The sequence below is a fragment of the Evansella tamaricis genome (assembly GCF_019042215.1).
GTDB lineage: Bacteria > Bacillota > Bacilli > Bacillales > Salisediminibacteriaceae > Evansella > Evansella tamaricis.
This window is the reverse complement of the sequence record NZ_JAHQCS010000121.1, coordinates 104,635-121,498: the sequence shown is the minus strand read 5'-3', so window position 1 is coordinate 121,498 and position 16,864 is coordinate 104,635. Positions and strand designations below refer to the sequence as shown.

Annotated in this window: 21 protein-coding genes, 1 pseudogene and 1 other annotated feature; of the genes and pseudogenes, 13 read left to right on the top strand and 9 right to left on the bottom strand. The window is 35.3% G+C overall.

What is annotated here, in order from left to right; translation table 11 throughout:
- Positions 1-95 precede the first annotated feature (95 nt).
- Positions 96-303: a binding site (T-box leader), on the top strand.
- 60 nt (positions 304-363) lie between these two features.
- From proS to abc-f, 3 genes are all read left to right on the top strand, one after another.
- A complete protein-coding gene (proS, locus tag KS419_RS15475) occupies positions 364-1,794 on the top strand; it encodes a proline--tRNA ligase (protein WP_217067300.1) in 1,431 nt (476 codons plus the stop codon).
- Positions 1,795-2,218: 424 nt separating this feature from the next.
- Positions 2,219-2,470 carry a sigma-G-dependent sporulation-specific acid-soluble spore protein CsgA gene (locus KS419_RS15470; protein ID WP_217067299.1) on the top strand — a complete coding sequence of 84 codons (252 nt, stop codon included), beginning with the start codon at positions 2,219-2,221 and terminating at the stop codon, positions 2,468-2,470.
- A 361-nt stretch (positions 2,471-2,831) separates the two neighbouring features.
- Positions 2,832-4,538 carry a ribosomal protection-like ABC-F family protein gene (gene abc-f / locus KS419_RS15465; protein ID WP_217067298.1) on the top strand — a complete coding sequence of 569 codons (1,707 nt, stop codon included), beginning with the start codon at positions 2,832-2,834 and terminating at the stop codon, positions 4,536-4,538.
- A 150-nt stretch (positions 4,539-4,688) separates the two neighbouring features.
- On the opposite strand, the gene KS419_RS15460 is transcribed toward abc-f, so the two are convergent.
- Positions 4,689-5,495 (bottom strand): histidinol-phosphatase, encoded by an 807-nt coding sequence (locus KS419_RS15460; protein ID WP_217067317.1) that lies wholly within the window; start codon positions 5,493-5,495, stop codon positions 4,689-4,691.
- A gap of 182 nt (positions 5,496-5,677) precedes the next feature.
- Here KS419_RS15460 and KS419_RS15455 point away from each other — a divergent pair, with 182 nt between their 5' ends.
- Positions 5,678-5,830: a hypothetical protein gene (locus KS419_RS15455; protein ID WP_217067297.1), complete on the top strand. Its 153-nt coding sequence runs from the start codon at positions 5,678-5,680 to the stop codon at positions 5,828-5,830.
- A 167-nt stretch (positions 5,831-5,997) separates the two neighbouring features.
- On the opposite strand, the gene KS419_RS15450 is transcribed toward KS419_RS15455, so the two are convergent.
- Positions 5,998-6,663: a TerC family protein gene (locus KS419_RS15450; RefSeq protein WP_217067296.1), complete on the bottom strand. Its 666-nt coding sequence runs from the start codon at positions 6,661-6,663 to the stop codon at positions 5,998-6,000.
- A gap of 375 nt (positions 6,664-7,038) precedes the next feature.
- Between KS419_RS15450 and KS419_RS15445 the strand changes: the two genes are divergently transcribed.
- The gene (locus KS419_RS15445; protein ID WP_217067295.1) at positions 7,039-7,785 is read left to right on the top strand and encodes a toast rack family protein; all 747 of its coding nucleotides are present in this window, start codon (positions 7,039-7,041) and stop codon (positions 7,783-7,785) included.
- Positions 7,786-7,877: 92 nt separating this feature from the next.
- On the opposite strand, the gene KS419_RS15440 is transcribed toward KS419_RS15445, so the two are convergent.
- Complete coding sequence (locus KS419_RS15440) at positions 7,878-8,195, bottom strand: DUF5634 family protein (RefSeq protein WP_217067294.1); 318 nt, start codon at positions 8,193-8,195, stop codon at positions 7,878-7,880.
- A gap of 175 nt (positions 8,196-8,370) precedes the next feature.
- On the opposite strand from KS419_RS15440, the pseudogene KS419_RS15435 reads away from it, so the two are divergent.
- From KS419_RS15435 to KS419_RS15415, 5 genes and pseudogenes are all read left to right on the top strand, one after another.
- A pseudogene (locus KS419_RS15435) lies at positions 8,371-8,565 on the top strand (YbxH family protein).
- A gap of 207 nt (positions 8,566-8,772) precedes the next feature.
- Positions 8,773-10,071, top strand: a complete 1,299-nt coding sequence (locus tag KS419_RS15430; RefSeq protein ID WP_217067293.1) for an aspartate aminotransferase type Ic — start codon at positions 8,773-8,775, stop codon at positions 10,069-10,071.
- A 355-nt stretch (positions 10,072-10,426) separates the two neighbouring features.
- Entirely contained in the window at positions 10,427-10,564 is a 138-nt protein-coding gene (locus KS419_RS15425) for a hypothetical protein (RefSeq protein ID WP_217067292.1), read from the top strand.
- A 17-nt stretch (positions 10,565-10,581) separates the two neighbouring features.
- Positions 10,582-10,767, top strand: a complete 186-nt coding sequence (locus KS419_RS15420) for a hypothetical protein (RefSeq protein WP_217067291.1) — start codon at positions 10,582-10,584, stop codon at positions 10,765-10,767.
- A gap of 363 nt (positions 10,768-11,130) precedes the next feature.
- Complete coding sequence (locus KS419_RS15415) at positions 11,131-11,385, top strand: hypothetical protein (protein WP_217067290.1); 255 nt, start codon at positions 11,131-11,133, stop codon at positions 11,383-11,385.
- 7 nt (positions 11,386-11,392) lie between these two features.
- Here the strand turns inward: KS419_RS15415 and KS419_RS15410 are convergent, their stop codons facing one another.
- A complete protein-coding gene (locus KS419_RS15410; protein ID WP_217067289.1) occupies positions 11,393-11,785 on the bottom strand; it encodes a hypothetical protein in 393 nt (130 codons plus the stop codon).
- Positions 11,786-12,077: 292 nt separating this feature from the next.
- Positions 12,078-12,515 carry a hypothetical protein gene (locus KS419_RS15405; protein WP_217067288.1) on the bottom strand — a complete coding sequence of 146 codons (438 nt, stop codon included), beginning with the start codon at positions 12,513-12,515 and terminating at the stop codon, positions 12,078-12,080.
- A 393-nt stretch (positions 12,516-12,908) separates the two neighbouring features.
- On the opposite strand from KS419_RS15405, the gene KS419_RS15400 reads away from it, so the two are divergent.
- Complete coding sequence (locus KS419_RS15400) at positions 12,909-13,250, top strand: DUF5658 family protein (RefSeq protein WP_217067287.1); 342 nt, start codon at positions 12,909-12,911, stop codon at positions 13,248-13,250.
- Here KS419_RS15400 and KS419_RS15395 read toward each other — a convergent pair.
- From KS419_RS15395 to KS419_RS15385, 3 genes are all read right to left on the bottom strand, one after another.
- The gene (locus KS419_RS15395; RefSeq protein ID WP_217067286.1) at positions 13,227-14,048 is read right to left on the bottom strand and encodes a Cof-type HAD-IIB family hydrolase; all 822 of its coding nucleotides are present in this window, start codon (positions 14,046-14,048) and stop codon (positions 13,227-13,229) included. The two genes, KS419_RS15400 and KS419_RS15395, sit on opposite strands and share 24 nt — an antisense overlap.
- Positions 14,049-14,131: 83 nt before the next feature.
- Entirely contained in the window at positions 14,132-14,572 is a 441-nt protein-coding gene (locus KS419_RS15390) for a DUF2512 family protein (protein ID WP_217067285.1), read from the bottom strand.
- Positions 14,573-14,725: 153 nt separating this feature from the next.
- Positions 14,726-14,968, bottom strand: coding sequence for a hypothetical protein (locus KS419_RS15385; RefSeq protein ID WP_217067284.1), 243 nt, complete (start codon positions 14,966-14,968; stop codon positions 14,726-14,728).
- 148 nt (positions 14,969-15,116) lie between these two features.
- Here KS419_RS15385 and KS419_RS15380 point away from each other — a divergent pair, with 148 nt between their 5' ends.
- Together KS419_RS15380 and KS419_RS15375 are read left to right on the top strand one after the other, a co-directional pair.
- On the top strand, positions 15,117-15,374 hold the full coding sequence (locus KS419_RS15380; protein WP_217067283.1) for a hypothetical protein: 258 nt from the start codon (positions 15,117-15,119) through the stop codon (positions 15,372-15,374).
- 97 nt (positions 15,375-15,471) lie between these two features.
- A complete protein-coding gene (locus KS419_RS15375; protein ID WP_217067282.1) occupies positions 15,472-16,191 on the top strand; it encodes an HAD family hydrolase in 720 nt (239 codons plus the stop codon).
- Positions 16,192-16,272: 81 nt separating this feature from the next.
- Here the strand turns inward: KS419_RS15375 and KS419_RS15370 are convergent, their stop codons facing one another.
- Entirely contained in the window at positions 16,273-16,734 is a 462-nt protein-coding gene (locus KS419_RS15370; RefSeq protein WP_217067281.1) for a DinB family protein, read from the bottom strand.
- Between the last annotated feature and the right edge of the window lie 130 nt (positions 16,735-16,864).

Genomic DNA, 16,864 nt, shown 5'->3' with positions numbered 1-16,864 from the left:
ACGAAAAAAAGAAGGTAGAATAGTGTATGATAATAAAATACTTATGTAATACTTGACAGTATATGGATAGATGGGTATAATTTTTTGGAAAATAACCTTTGACGAAGAAGAGGAAAAGTAAAAATGGTCCATGTCTTTCCAGAGAGGGAGTTCACAGCTGAAAGGCTCCTATGACAACCTTTTGAACCTGCCTCGGAGTTCTGCGTAAACCGCAGCGGATCCATTCCGTTATCATGATAAGAGTATAAAGCCTATTCTTGGTTTTATAAATTAGGGTGGTACCGCCAAGTCTTGGTCCCTTTTAGGGATGAGGGCTTTTTTTGTTTTCTGCGAACATATTTTTTGAGAAATGGAGTGAACAAAATGGAAAAGAAGTTTGTAAAAGAAGTCACGGCAATGGACGAAGACTTTGCCCAATGGTATACAGATATTGTTACTAAAGCCGATCTTGTGGATTATTCCAGTGTAAGGGGATCTATGATTATTCGCCCGTATGGGTATGCCTTATGGGAAAACATTAAAGGGGCCCTTGACAGAAGGATTAAAGAAACAGGTCATGAAAACGTTTATATGCCGCTGTTTATTCCTGAGAGCCTACTTCAAAGGGAAAAGGATCACATTGAAGGATTTGCCCCAGAAGTGGCATGGGTAACACATGGTGGTACCGAAAAACTAGAGGAGCGTCTATGTGTACGCCCTACATCAGAAGTACTGTTTTGCGAACATTATAAAAAAATTATTCACTCATTCCGTGATTTACCGAAGTTGTATAACCAGTGGTCTAACGTTGTAAGATGGGAAAAAACAACAAGACCGTTTCTACGTACATTGGAGTTTTTGTGGCAGGAAGGTCATACGGCACATGCAACGGATGAAGATGCCTTAGAAGAAACGGTAAAAATGCTTAACGTCTATGGGGAAATTGCAGAAAACTACTTAGCAATTCCAGTTATTAAAGGTCAAAAAACGGAAAAGGAAAAATTCGCAGGTGCAAAATTAACCTATACTATTGAAAGTTTAATGCACGATGGAAAAGCACTGCAGACTGCCACTTCTCATCATTTTGGGGACGGTTTTGCAAAGGCATTTGGAATTCAATATACTGATCAAAATGGGGAACTACAATACGTCCATCAGACGTCATGGGGATTTACAACCCGTGTCATAGGGGCGATGATTATGGTTCATGGTGACGACAGGGGTCTGATTATTCCTCCAAAAGTGGCTCCAACGGAAGTCATGATTATTCCTGTGGCGCAACATAAGGAAGGTGTCCTTGATCACGCATATGAATTAAAAGAGAAATTGTCGAATACTTTCCGAGTTGGAATAGACGCAAGTGATAAGAAGCCTGGATGGAAGTATAATGAATACGAAATGAAAGGTGTTCCTTTACGATTAGAAGTTGGACCAAAGGATATCGAGAAAAATCAAGTAGTTCTTGTGCGCAGGGACACTGGGGAAAAGTTATTTGTTCCAAACGAAGAATTAGAAGTCAAAATCACTACTTTATTGGAGGAAATCCAGCAGTCCTTGTATGATAATGCTAAAAAGAAAATGGAAGCAAAAACGCATGTGGAAAAGGATTATGATAGCTTTAAAAAGACATTCAAGGAAAATCAAGGATTCGTAAAGGCCATGTGGTGTGGCGATCAAGCTTGTGAAGAAAAAATAAAAGAGGAAACTGGTGTAACATCCCGTTGTATTCCATTTGAACAGGAAAACTTAGATGAAAATTGTGTTTGTTGCGGAAGAAAAGCGAAACATATGGTTTACTGGGCAAAAGCATATTAATAAGGTTGTTTAGAAGAGGCTGGAGCATAAAGTGTTTAATTGATAATCCGAACAATACAAACCATTGCGAAGGACATTTCCGGAGCTAATGCTTGTAACAACCATCCATTCGTTCGGGGCTGACATTGATTAAATACTTTTGTCTCAGCCTCTTTCTGTCTATCTTGTAAGCTGAGAATTTATATGATTTGGCACATTCGGGCATTGTCTAGCTCCATCGCCTACTCGCTACGGGACACTTCGGAAGTGACAACTGAAGTCAAAGAGCGGACTTCAGTTGTCATTCCTCCACTGCCCTACGCTCGTGACCATAGGCGCTTGCGCTTTTCTTATTCCAGCAATTTAGCATAATTATGTATGCAATTGGGGGAAGTATAGCATCCTATTTCTGTACTTTACATATTCCCAAAAGTAGGTGAACAGCTTGGAAAAAACACTGGCTTATTTAAGAGAATCCCTTTCTAACCATATTGAATATAATCATGTTTCAAAGGGAATTTATGAAAAATTAGAAAGGAAAGAATACAAAGGAGAAGGGGAGTTTGTCAGAGATTTAAGTGAAGAGGAGACTGTTGTCCTTAATAAAATATTGAGGGCTGAAATTGACTATGCCAGGGATGAGTTAGATGCCGAACGTGCCAAAGAATTAAATGAAGTATATGAACTGTTATTCTAAATGAAAGATATCCATATTTTAGAAGAAATTTGATTGACAAATAATTGAATTGGAATATACTAAAAGGGTATTGTATGTTAATTTGAAAGGGATGGTAAAGGAGCAATGAAGTATTAATCCTTTTTTTAGAGTACTCATAAGAATAAAATGAGGAACCTAGAGAATTGGATTAGTATGCCCTTTTTAACCCATCTGTTAAATTAGATGTTTTATTCCGTTTGCTATCTATTTTAAGATGCAATGTATTCGGTTTATTAAGGTCATAATTATTTTTTGTAAGATCCTCTCTAGGAACATAGGGAGGTTTTTTTACATTTATTCACCTCCCTGATCTGATTCTTTAATCCAAGAGGTGAAACTAATGACAATCATTCAAGTTCGAAATGTAGACAAAAGTTATGGAGATAAACAGATCTTTAAAAGTATGTCTTTTGATATTAAGAAAGGTGAAAAAATTGGATTGGTAGGCTGGAATGGAACTGGAAAAACAACACTTGTAAAATTACTAATGGGGTTTCTTCATCCTGATAAAGGGACAGTTAAGATGGTGTCCTTGAATAGACAGATTGGCTATTTACCTCAATCTACTGATTATACAATTGATTATCACATCAAACATAAAAATGGTAGCCTTTTACATCAGACAAGTGAATTAGGGTTAGAGAAAATATACGATTGGGAAGATATCCGTTTTGATCATTTGAGTGGTGGAGAAAAATTAAAATTATCATTAGCAGAAATATGGGAAGGTCAACCAAGTATTCTGATCTTGGATGAACCAACAAATCATCTAGATTTACAAGGAATAAACTGGCTGATAGAGAAGATCAATTCTTTTGAAGGTTCTGCTATTATTATTTCACACGACCGTTATTTTCTTGATAAAATAGTTTCAAAAATAATGGAGATCGAAGATTTTAATGTGAAGGAGTATAAAGGAAATTATACAACTTATCAGGAATTGAAAAAAATGGAGCGGGAAAAACATCGTCGCGACTATGAAAAACAACAAAATAAAATCAGTTTAATATACGAACAAATTGCAACCTTAAAACAATGGTCCACTAAGGGTCATCGGGAGGCGGGAAAAACAGGAGTCAGTTTAGAGTCAGGTATAAAGGAATATGGAAGAGTCCAGGCAAAGAAAAAAGATAAACAAATTAAATCAAAATTAAACCGACTGGAGTTACAATTATCCCAAGATGAAGTAGAAAAACCTAAAGATGAAACATCTATTTCCTTTCAGTTTGAGGCAGATGGGAAACGGGGAAAACGTATCCTGGAGGCACAGAACGTATCGAAAACATTTGGTCAGAAAATTCTCTTTCAGAGCAGCTATTTTTATGTGAAACAGGGAGAGAAAATCGGATTATTTGGATCTAATGGAGCGGGAAAAACCACATTCATTAAGATGTTGCTGGGCCAGGAAGAGGTTTCATCAGGAAAGTTGTGGAAAAGTGAATCCTTAAAGATAGCCTACCTTAGTCAAGATGTGAATGATCTACCTGTTCAAAAAAGTGCCCTTGAGTTCTTGGATATTCCTGAGCGAGAACGAATTTCTAAGGCAAGGACCATACTAGCAAACATGGGTTTAAAAAACAAACAATTGTCGGAACCAATGGAAACCCTTAGCCTTGGGCAAAGAACGAGAGTAAAACTAGTTTATATGATACTCCAAGATTATGATGTGCTTATTTTAGATGAACCGACGAATCACTTGGATCTTCCGAGCAGGGAGCAATTGGAGGAAACTTTAAAGTATTATACAGGAACACTCATTATTGTTTCCCATGACCATTATTTTATGGAAAAACTTTGTGATAAATTGCTTATTATAGAAAATAAAGAAATTAAAAGAATAGAAATGGGATTGAAAGAGTATGAAGAACGGAAAAATCGAAAATCAGCAGGTGATTCTCAGGAAGAGTTATGGGTCATTGAGACAAAAATAACGGAATTACTAGGGAAGTTACCGTTATTTTTACGAGACACAGAAGAGTATCAAAGAATCAATGGGGAATTAATTGCTTTGATGAGCCAGAAGAATACAATCATAAGGAATAAGTAGGTTTCCATTAAATTGATTAAACGGTGATGGTGCAAGTGAGATTAATAAAAAAACACAGTGGTAAGAATTGTACTACTGTGTTTTTTACTGATATTAATTTTAGGAAATAAGTAACTACCCATGTGATTTATGTCTATTGGACAAAGAGGTTTATAGTGGGACTTTTATTTTCTCCTTGTTTTTAAAGTAGACCCATTCTTTAAATCCTATGTTCTTAAGGTATTGTTCCACTAACTCAAAGTCGTCACCAATTCTGCTTGGATGATGGGCATCTGAACCGAATGTAACATTCACACCATAATGACATGCCATCTCTAAAATATCATCGGAAGGGTACCAACCCCCAACGTCTTTTGTTTTGCCTGAAGTATTGACTTCTATTGCAATGCCAACTTCACCAATAACCTTTAATGTCTTTTGAACCACATCTGTTTGAATCGAAGAAAAAGGGGGGTAAAATCCTTTCATTGCATCAATGTGACCGAGAATTTGAAATAGTCCACTTTTGGCGGAATGCTTGATCAGTTGATAGTAATTCTCTTTTGTTTGTACTTGTTGCTCTTCAGTCAGTCCATCCCACCGCCCCTTTTTAAATATGTTAATTTCATCCACGTAATGAACTGATCCGATAATGTAATCAAATGGATAAGGGTCAAAATGTTGACGATATGTTTCAATATGATCAGGAAAAAAATCCGATTCAATACCTAACAGGACGTCAATTTTTTCTTTATAATATTCTTTCAACTGTAGAACTTCACGAATGTACTCAGTATATTGACTTTTGGCCATAGCTATTCCTGGAAAAAGTTGATCTTCCTTACTGGAAAAATATGGGGTGTGATCAGCAATTCCAATAACAGTGAACTCTTTCTCTATGGCGCTTTCAATATAATCCTGTATTTTTCCCACTGCATGTCCACAACGTTCATGATGTGTATGTAAATCGAATTTCACCTTTGAATAAGTTCCCAAACTTTTCACCTCTGATTGAATTATTATGAAACGAAAGTAAATCTTAAAGTACATTTTAGCACAGTAATAGAAAGGAGTTGAGTTTCACCACTTAATTAGTTTTTTCCTGCAATTCATAAGAAGACTAAATTAGGAAATAGTATGATTGTTTAGGAGGTGAGAATGTGGCAAAACAAAAGGCGTCAAGAAGTCAAAATCAAAAGGTACCTGGGGATCGTAGTGTGAATCCATTGGGAAAATCCCCAGATGATATGCACGCTGGAGAAGTAGTTAGTCAAGGACAAGAAGCGGCAAAGAAAAGTAATACAAAACGGTAAGGAAGAGAGAGTCTGGGACAAAAGTGTTTTAATCACTGTGAAATTCGAACGAATTAATAGTAGATGTAATCATTAGCTTCGGTAATCCTTCGTTATGTTTATATATTGCGTTGGTGGATTTTCAAATCAAACACTTTAATCATGTCCCAGTCTCATTTTCAATCTATTTATTTTACTTTTACTATTCGGTCATTTCCAATTCTCCTACCTATTCCAATTACAAATAATAGCAGGGCAATACATAAAGAAAAGAGATTTATTACATCAACGCCTGGTAGTTTATGATTTAAAACCATAATCCAATGATGAACATATGGGTCACTTATTATACTTTTAGTACCTGTATATCCAATAAATGTACCAGCCAAAAGATAAAACCAAGGAAAATACTTCAGCAGGTGGAAGACAAGTGGCGAAAAAAGAAGTAAGAGAAAAAGACTCATGGCGATACCAACAAAAATTAAACTATACGTATCGGATACATTGGTTATCAATATGACCCCATCAATGGAAAGGAAAAAATCAACTACAAGAATCGTTCCAACTGTTTTAATTACATTTGTTCTTCTTCTTCGATCAACAGCAAATTGCTTTGTGGTCATTTTAAAGGCGATAAATAAAATAAATAAACCAATTAAAATATGAATACCGGGTATATTTGTTAGTTGATGAACAAAGGAAACATAGATCGTTCTATTTAAACTAAGTATTCCAACAAAAATGGCTATAAAAAGTATAGTTGGTTTTTTCTTCAAAAAATATAGATAGATTACAATATTATCTAAATCAGTTATCACACTTATTAAGAATATCATAAGTAATTCTGTATGCATTAACATCATCCTATTTTTAGTGTCATTAAGATAATATGCAAAATTATTAATAACTTGTCTAATTTCATAACTTCCTAAGTACGTCTTAAGTCGTATAATTTCGGATATTTTCTCCGTCTAAATCCGTAGATAATAATCCAACCTCCGTCAGATTTGGATTCTTTCGGCATTATATAAAATAAAAGTATAAATTATGATGATTTAATTTATCATTATATCTTTTTTTGATAGAAGTGAAGTTTATGAAAATGTATATCTTTGTCACTTTTATTTCTATATAATGGAAAGGCATATAATAGACTTTTAAGGTGGCATGGGGTAATTGCATGGTAGTAGAGAGTATGGAATTATATTTTTATAAAGAGGTGGATTAAATTGGGTGCAAGTTTATTAAAGAAAGTATTCATTATTGGACTTATTGTGTTTACTGGTGGAGTAGTTGCTTCTTTCGCCATGGGTTACAGTGTTTTTGGAGTTGGAAGTGCATCTGTACAGTCATCAGCAAATGTTGAACTGGACGGGGCAGAAATGGTGGATGTGGATTTAGATATGAGTGTGGGTGAATTAATCCTTCAAGGTGGAACTGATTTTTTGATGGAAGGAACGTTTGTATCTCAGACAGATCCGGCAGTTGATTATAATGTGAAAGGAAATCGAGGTTATTTGAACGTGAAAGAGAAAGGTTCAAGAACATTTTTTACGATGAATTTCGATTTTTTTTCGTCTAAGAATAATAGAAATGACTGGAATATTACATTAAATGAATCCATACCGATTAACTTAAGAGTGCAGACTGGAGTAGGTACTTCAGAAATAAATCTTGAGGGATTACAGCTTACGGATTTAAACATTGACACAGGAGTTGGGGAAACCATTGTTGATCTATCGGGAGACTGGGTAGAATCATTTGATAGTAATATATCTACTGGAGTCGGAGAAACAGTCATTATTCTGCCAACTGATGTGGGAGTGAGATTGGAAATAAACCAGGGCTTAGGGAGTATTTCTGTAGACGGATTAACGAAAGATGGTATTTACTATGTGAATGATGCTTATGATGGTGGAGATGTTGTACTGACAATATTCATCGATTCTGGTGTCGGTGATGTGAAAGTTCAATAAGGAAAATACATTTAATTATGGTGATCCCATAAATTGTAATTGGGAATAAGTTTGGGATCACCAAAGTGTAGTAACGAATTAGCTGTTTGCGATTAATGTAGTCCTTGACTTATCGTATAGAATACTTCATCTAGATTTTTGTATCCATGTAAATCAATATCATCAGCTTCCTCCGTTTCAATAGCCCATTCTTGTTTAAGTTTGCCTAAATTCCCCTCTTTATTTTTCTCATAAGGGAGGTGAACGATGAATTCTTTGCCATCTTTTAATACACGATATCCCAAATAATAGTTGTTACCTTGACCCTCTTCCTCGAAAATACCGATTTCCTCCAGGTCATACTTTTCAATAAGTGGCTGTAAGGTATGAATTAGGTCGTCTAATAATATTTCCCTTGGCTGGTATTCCATGGTCATTCCCCTTTCGCATAAGACATTTATAGTTAATATGCTTCTTTTTAGTCTGTACTATTATTTTTTGCACAATTTATATTGCAACAAAATAGGAGGGCACAGAAAAAGTATCTTACAACTTTTTTAGTGTCCTCGGAGGTACTATAGTCTTTCTGAATAGGAGTTGGGAAAAATGGGAGTGATCGAACGAAATGGATACCGTTTCGAGCCAGAATTCAGTGTCATAAATTAAAATGGGGCAATCCATGTCTATAAAGATGGGAAGTTCATGGAGGAATTGCCTTTTTCCTATTCAGGCAAAAGTCCGGAAGTCAGCAAGATAGAAGAAGTAGAGAAAACATATTGTGAAAAAAGGGAACTTAATTAGACAGATGAGGAGTTAGAAGATTCATACGGTCCAAAATTTATGTTAAAATAAAGCAGTATAATCTTTCCTTTTTGACCATTTAAAAACACAATGAGTAGAATGAAAACCTCGAAGGATAAAAGTAACAAAATTGCCTTAAAAATCACAGTAGTTTTTATAATTATGAGCTATGATGAGGTTATGAAATCTTCTAGGAGGGTTTAGAATATGAGTGATTTTAGCACGTTAAGTGTCAGTGAATTGAAAGAGATTCAGTCAGATTTAAAGGGCATATATGCTACATATCAGAAACAAGGATTAAATTTAGACATGTCCAGGGGAAAACCCAGTCCATTACAGCTTGACCTATCCAATGGCATGCTTGATGTGATTCAATCAGAAAGTAATCTTAAAGCTTCTGATGGAGCAGACAGCCGTAATTATGGTGGACTTGATGGCATTCCAGAAGCTAAAGAATTTTTTGCGGAGATTCTTGAAGTAAGTCCCAAGGAAATTTTAATTGGGGGAAATTCCAGCTTAAACTTAATGCACGATACCGTCATGAGGGCTATGATCTTTGGAGTTCAAGAAGGGGAAACCCCATGGGGGAAGATACCGAAAATAAAGTTTCTTTGTCCTAGTCCAGGCTATGATCGTCATTTTTCCGTTTGCGAACTTTTTAATATTGAAATGGTTGTAGTGGATATGAAAGATGATGGACCAGATATGGATGTTGTTGAAAAACTGGTAGCAGAGGATGAATCGATAAAGGGAATCTGGTGTGTTCCAAAATACAGTAACCCAGACGGAATTACGTATTCCGATGAAGTAGTGGACAGGTTGGCAAAAATGGAGACAAAAGCCTCTGATTTTAGAATATTCTGGGATGACGCCTATACAGTACATCACTTAACGGAGGATCCAGATCAATTAAAGAATATTTTAACTGCGTGTAAAAAATTTGGAAACCCGAACAGAGTCTTTATGTTTAGTTCAACATCTAAAATTACATTTGCAGGGTCTGGAATAGGTGTGATGGCATCCACTGAAGAAAACCTAAGCTATATTAAAAAGTTAATTTCTTTTCAAACCATTGGTCCTGATAAACTAAATCAACTTCGTCATGTACGGTTCTTTAAAGATAAAGATAACTTAAAAGAGCACATGAAAAAACATGCAGAAATCATTAAACCTAAATTTGATATGGTTTTATCTAAATTAGAAGAGGAACTTTCAGATAAAAATATTGCCTTTTGGCATGAACCGAATGGTGGTTATTTTATCAGTTTAAATACACTGGATGGTTGTGCTAAGAAAGTTGTTTCCATGGCAAGAGAAGCGGGTGTAACGTTGACAGGTGCCGGCGCAACCTTCCCTTATGGAAAAGATCCAAGGGATCGGAATATCCGAATTGCTCCTACGTTCCCATCTCTAGAAGAATTAGAAAAAGCAATGGATATCCTTTGTCTTTGTGTTCAGATTACAAGTGTGGAAAAGATTTTAGAATCAAAAGCAGTGGAACAGTAATTAAACAATCAGAAGGTGGACCTAAAAGCGATTGCTTTTAGGTCCACCTTCTTTTTTAAATCTACACTCGTGTTCATAGGTGCTTGCGCTTTTCTTAAAAGATAAGAATTAATAAGTTTTGGCACCTTCGGGCAAGTTGTCTAGCTCCATCGCCTACTCTCTACGGGGCACTTCGGAAGTGACAACCGAAGTCAAAGAGCGGACTTCTGTTGTCATTCCTCCACTGTCCTACGCTCGTGTTCATAGGCGATTACGCTTTTCTTATAGGGATTTCATTCCACAATATTCAGAAATTACCTTGTTTTTCAGCAATACTTTTATCATAAACTAACCTTGAATGGAGGAGGAGTTAAAAATGCGAAAACGACATGGACAAAGGGATGCTGTTCTAACAAATAATAAAACACCGAAGGAAAGTCTTCCTGATGTAAAAGAAGAATACACCCGAAGTAACCATAATCGTCCAAAAACAGGACCTGGTTCAAAGGGATAAAAAGGGGTATACAACCAATGGATGAAAAGAAACAAACGAAAGAAAAGAAAAAGATTCCAGAAATAGAGAAAGTGGATATTCCTGAAATTGAACATGAAACTCCACATCCAGGCCAGGGGGAGTATAGTCTCCAAGATGATCATTTTGCAACAGTGAATAATGAGTACCTAAATGAATATACGAAAAAAGGGGAAATAACATAAGAGGCCACTGAAAAAGTTTAAACAACTTTTTCAGTTCCTTTTATTTGTATGGCAATGGCTTCGCTCGTCGCTCGCTTGATAGGAGAAAACCGCTCCTATCAGGCTTTTTAACGATTGCGACGGCTAGACTCATTGCTTCGAGGGCACTGTAAAAGTGGAAAAGCACCACTTTTCAGTGCCTTCTAACATAACAAGTGTTTTTTGCAGGTTGTCCTAATTCTGGGCAACCTTATTTTGAATAGTATAAGAAATAGGGGAAAAAATAAAACTAGATTTTCATAAAATTGACATAATAACTAATGATCTTAAATATAATCAAACCATAATCAAAAAAAATGTTTCTATTCTGCGGGAGGATTAACAATGAAATATCAGCCAATATCCTATTTTGAAAAATTGGAAAATCTGTATGTACTAATGGAAACGAGGGAAATGCTACAAAAAAAGTTGAACGAAGTAGAGGTAACCGATCCAGGTTATGGAATGATCCAGGAAGATTTACAGAAAATAGAAAATGAAATGATGGAATATACTAATGGACAGCATATTGAACAATTCAAACAACCTCTCAACGATTCTCTTTTTAATCCAACAGTCATGTACGAAATGGAAGACTAGGCCCTAACTAATTCATTTCCACAATCTTATATTCAAGCCATTGACCATTCACTTTGATCAGAAGGATTTCATCATCCATACTGGTCAAAGTGGAATATATCTCTGTTCCTTCTGGGAGTAAGTTGGCCATTCCATTTTTGATGGAATCTTTATTACTATACAACTCAACGATTTCACCGATTTTTTTGTCGATAATTTCCTCGTGAACAATGTCCTCCAGATGGTATCCATTATTAACCCGTTCATATGTATGATCGTTAAATATAAAAATATCAGCAGCACGATTATTGGCAATGATTGTTTCTGCCAACAGCATGTCCGATGTAACATTTGTATCTTTACCATAATGACAACCTATTACAAATAGAAAAGTAATAACGGTAACTAGTAATTTCTTCACTGCCACGTCGCCCCTTTTCATGTAATAAATGTTTCTACTCTATATAAGACGAGTGGGTTAGTAAAAATGTTTCAAAATTTTGTAAATAATAATCTGATTTTTTAAAAAATATAGGCTCCAACTTCTTTTAGTGGGTGTGTTGGAACCTAGGAATAAATACACTTATTCTTCTTTAAATTCTGTAAAGAAATAGATAAATATGATTAAAGTGATTCCTAAGGCAAATGTTGCTTTTCTAGGAAGTTTAATAGGGGGAATATCAGTTAATGCCATTCACATTCCACTCCCTTCTTTATTTAAACGATTTCGGGTCGATATTAAAAAAACGACAAAGTACATCATGGAGATTATCATACTCAGATATTATCCGGGGAATCTTCGGTTGAGTTCTAGCGGTACCCAGCAAAGGGCCTCCACAGTTTATTGTAAATCCATTATGGGTTAATACAGTACCTGTAATACGGAACTGATCAATGATTAACATTTTAGCAATAGCGATATTAATGATATCAATTATCATATTTACTACTGGGTTATTGGTGACACTTTTTATCCGACTGGACCCGGTTAAAGGTCCAGCTAATGTCACACGAAAACCCCTTGGTGTTACGAATACACCTATAATGGATAACTGTCCCATAAATATGAGAATAGCTACAACAATGGCTAAATTCCGTTGTATTTCAAAGATTCGGGCTTCAAGTTTTTCTTCATTAATCTTTCTTGCCACCATCACCACACCCTCTAAAAATATCCTATTCGGAAATGGAAACTTTGTTTGTGATTTTAAGGATAAAAATCTCTCCTGAACTTGCGATATTAAATCCATCTAGAGTATGCCTCTGGCTAACATAGATTCAGGTCTATTTCAAAATCCATAATTTCTCATCATGTGGAGGCATTTATTTTAAATCAGCACTCTTAAGTTCTTAATAAAGAACAAAGGAGGCGCGTGTATACCAGTAAATGAAAGTGATAAAGATTTAAATATATATGAATATACCTAAATCAATTGAGTTTTACTTAAGGGGTGATACATTTAACTTGTAAGTAGTAACATTTCTTGTTATTCTTAATAACGAACAAGAAGAAAAGTAAAAAATGGTCATGGAAGTGAATATAGATGAACGATAAAAAGAAATATACACTAGTCCTCTTTGTTTTTCTTGCTTTATTCAATTTTCTGGACATGCTCTTTACAGGGATTGGACTTCATTTTGGTTTTATGGAAGAAAAAAATGTATTGATGAAATATTTATGGGAGTTCAATCCAATTTATTTTTATGGGCTCAAAAGTCTGTTATCAATTTTGTTACTAACTATAGGGAATTGGTTTGTCTGCTCTTTTCAACCGAGCAGACTTATTATGGGACTTACCAGTGGTGCAACCATATTATATAGTATCGTGATAATACTTCATGGAAGGATTTATTTCTCTCTATTATTGGGGTGGATTAGTATTTAAGATAAATGTTTCGACGATGGAAGCAACCCCTTCATTATCATTAGTATCTGTAACAAAATCTGCTTTTTCCTTAATATCATCTGGAGCATTTCCCATCGCAACCCCGAAACCTGCCAATTCGATCATTTCAAGGTCGTTGTAAGAGTCACCAACTGCAATGACCTCATCTATTTTTATTCCTAACTGTTTTATAAGTTGAAGTATACTCGTACCTTTGGAAACACCTAATTCAAGAAACTCTAGAAAAAATGGCTTTGAACGCATAATATTGAACCTTCCTTGTAGCTCAAGTTTCAACTTTTTCTCCACTTGAATAAGTTTTTCCGGTTCCGCACACATCAATAGTTTAACAACGGGATCCTTTACAAATTCTAAAAAATTTGGGACTTCTTTAATAGGGAGTTTATTTAATTTCCCTTCCACTTCAGTATAAGGGTTATTTTTTTCAGTAATGATGGTTTCTCCTACAAACGTATGTAGATAAACATTTTCCCTTTGACTAATCCTATATAACTCTTGGATGTTATCCAGAGATAATCTGCTACTGAACAGTTCTTCATCACTTTGACAATCAAATATTTCGGCGCCATTAAAAGCTAAAATAAAACTGCCATTTTTTTTCAACTGCAGTTCTTGTGCATATTTTTTCATTCCTGCAGGTGGACGACCCGATGCCAGAACGACTTTTACCCCTTTTTCTTGGGCTTTCAAAAGGGCATTTTTTGTGTGAGATCCAATTGTGTTATTACTTAAAAGTAGTGTATCATCCATATCTAATACAATCATTTTATAGTTCAAATGTAAAACTCCCTTTTTGATTCTTATTTTACTTGAAAATACTCCTATTGTGAAAGGGAGTGAATCGATTGTAGTTTCTTTATTTATTTTTTTGGATCTTTTTCGATGTCAGGATCTATTTCCTCTGAAAACTCTGTCTGTAACTGTTTCTGTAACATCGGTTTTGGTTCATATCTCCTCATATTCATCATCCTCGAAATTACGAATTCATGATAAAATACTTCCACAAATGTAATACTCAAGGCTGTAAAAACAGCTGCAAAAAATCCTGTTGCAGTCATGTCTATAAAACCAAAGACGACAAACCAGAAGTATAATGTGTATAAACCAAAGTCAGCTATTCCCGCAATGAGATGGCCAAATCTAGGAAAGAGGAACAAATCCCCAATAAGATAAGCAGGAACAACAACGATCAGAGTAATTGCCAGTACCCAGGCAGTAGATGCATTTAGAATCGTTAATGCAGAAAGAGTGACGAGGACGGCAAAGGCATACTTAATTAAAAATGCTTGTAAATGTTTCATATGGTAAGGGGTACTCCTTTCAGAACAAGTTATTCTATATTTTGTACATTACAGTATTTAATATAAGTTTAAATAGAATAAATGTAATAAATATAGTATCTTGGAAAACAAAGGAGAGGTCCTTATATTATCTCCTTACTAGAAGATGTTCCATTATCCTTTCGTAAGTTCCTTTATGAAAAAACCTGCTTTTCCTAAATTACCATCCAGGTCCACAATATAAATCTCTCGATTATTTTGGATCCAAGAAACATAAATGGAGTAATAAGGATGGTCTTCAGAAAAATACTGCTCCATGTCTTTGAAATCTTTGCAGATGTCGATTACCTTTCCTTTCCCTACATACCCTGTATATCCTTGCTTATTAACGATGACATAATCCCCAATAGTAATCAACATAATCACTCCAACGTTTTAATGGTAAATGCTTTGAATACTTCAACAATAGTATAGTGTGTATGATGACATGGTTCAAACAATATAAAGGTGTATTCCCTTCGTTTGTCGAAATATATAGGAAATCCTAAAAGGAGGCTTGGATGTTATGGATCAATACGAAAAAGATGCTTATTTTGAACTGCGAGATAAATTGATTAAACGTTTGCCCGAACCGGAAAAATCGGTTTATAGCCATTTTAGAAAATTAGAAAAAGAAAACCTTAAAAAACAAGGAAGGTTAATTGTTAACGGAAGATCTGCCATAGAATCCACAGCTGAGCATTTTATGATGGAGATTTCCGAAGTAAAAGCCATATGTTTGCGGGCAACTAATCAATTAAAGGAACTTGCGCAAAAGTATTAAAAACCTGATGCCAATTAACAAAATAGTTATCATCCAATCACATACAAAATATGGTATAATTTAATTTTAAAAACAAAGATGAGAGGCGTTATATACTATGGCAAAAGTGATTTTATTTGATCTAGACGGCACATTACTTCCAATGGACACAGAACAATTTGTACAACATTATTTAAAAGAACTTGCCCCAAGAGTGGCACACATGACCGACCCCCATGAGTTTATTAAGGCATTGTTAGCTGGAACCAACGCTATGCTTACGAATTTAGAACCTGATAAAACAAATGAACAAGTATTTGAAGCGACATTTTTATCACTCCTTCCAGTTAGCAGGGAGGATATTTGGCCAATTTTAGATGACTTTTATCAAACCATCTTCCCGACTTTTTCCTATCTTTGCCAACCAACAGAGACAGCTAGAAAAGTTGTGGATGCAGCACTTGAACAAGGGTTCCGAATTGCAGTTGCAACAAATCCAGTGTTTCCTAGAGCGGCTATTTACCACAGATTAACATGGGCAGGTATCCATGATGTCCCATTTGAAATTGTCACGGTCTACGAAGAGAGTGTGTTTACTAAACCTCATAAAGAGTATTATCAGTATATTTGTGACAAACTTTCCGTAGATCCAGAAGACTGTATCATGGTTGGGAACGATAAGCAGGAAGACATGTCTGCATCTCAGCTTGGGATGAAAACATTTTTAGTGGAAGGGAATGTTATTGATCGGGGAGAACCGAAGTACACCATTGATGACCAAGGAACACTGGAAGAGTTGTATGAAAAAATAATGAAGCGTGAAGGCCTATTTGCTTGATATAAGTATAGGTAACAACACCTATTCACAAATCGAAAAAGGACAAGGATTATTCCATGTCCTTTTTCTATTGAGTTACTATTATTTTATAAAATTCTTTAAGTCCATAATTGCTTGCATATGCATACCTTCATGAAAAATGGTCCTGATTAACACCTGTTCTAAAGTGTACATACCCATTTCAGTTGGGGAAAACTCCTCATCTAGTCTTTTTCCATACGTCTCTTTAATATGTGTAGGCTGTTCCTTAAGTAATTTTTTTAGTTGCTTCAATGTGGGGGTTTGATCTGTGAATGATGTAGGGTTCGTTCCAAAGCCAAACCATGTTAGAAATTCCTTTGGTACGAGAGTTTCTTCCTTTGTTAATGATTCAATCCATAAATATTGGTCCAGATATACATGCCCAAGATTCCAGCGTATATTATTATTGAACCCTGTAGGTATAATTTCCACTTCTTTTTCAGACAAATCTTCTATGAGACTCAACAATTCATTTCGATAAGAAGCAAGTTGAATAAATAATACTTCATGACGTTTCTCCATCTGAATACCACCTTTCGTTTTCTTACCATTAATTATTCGATGATTCCTTTCTCCACTCCTCCTTGGCACATAACTAATTTTCTATTGTCAATTCACGAACTGATTACATATAGTAATAGGGCGAATGACG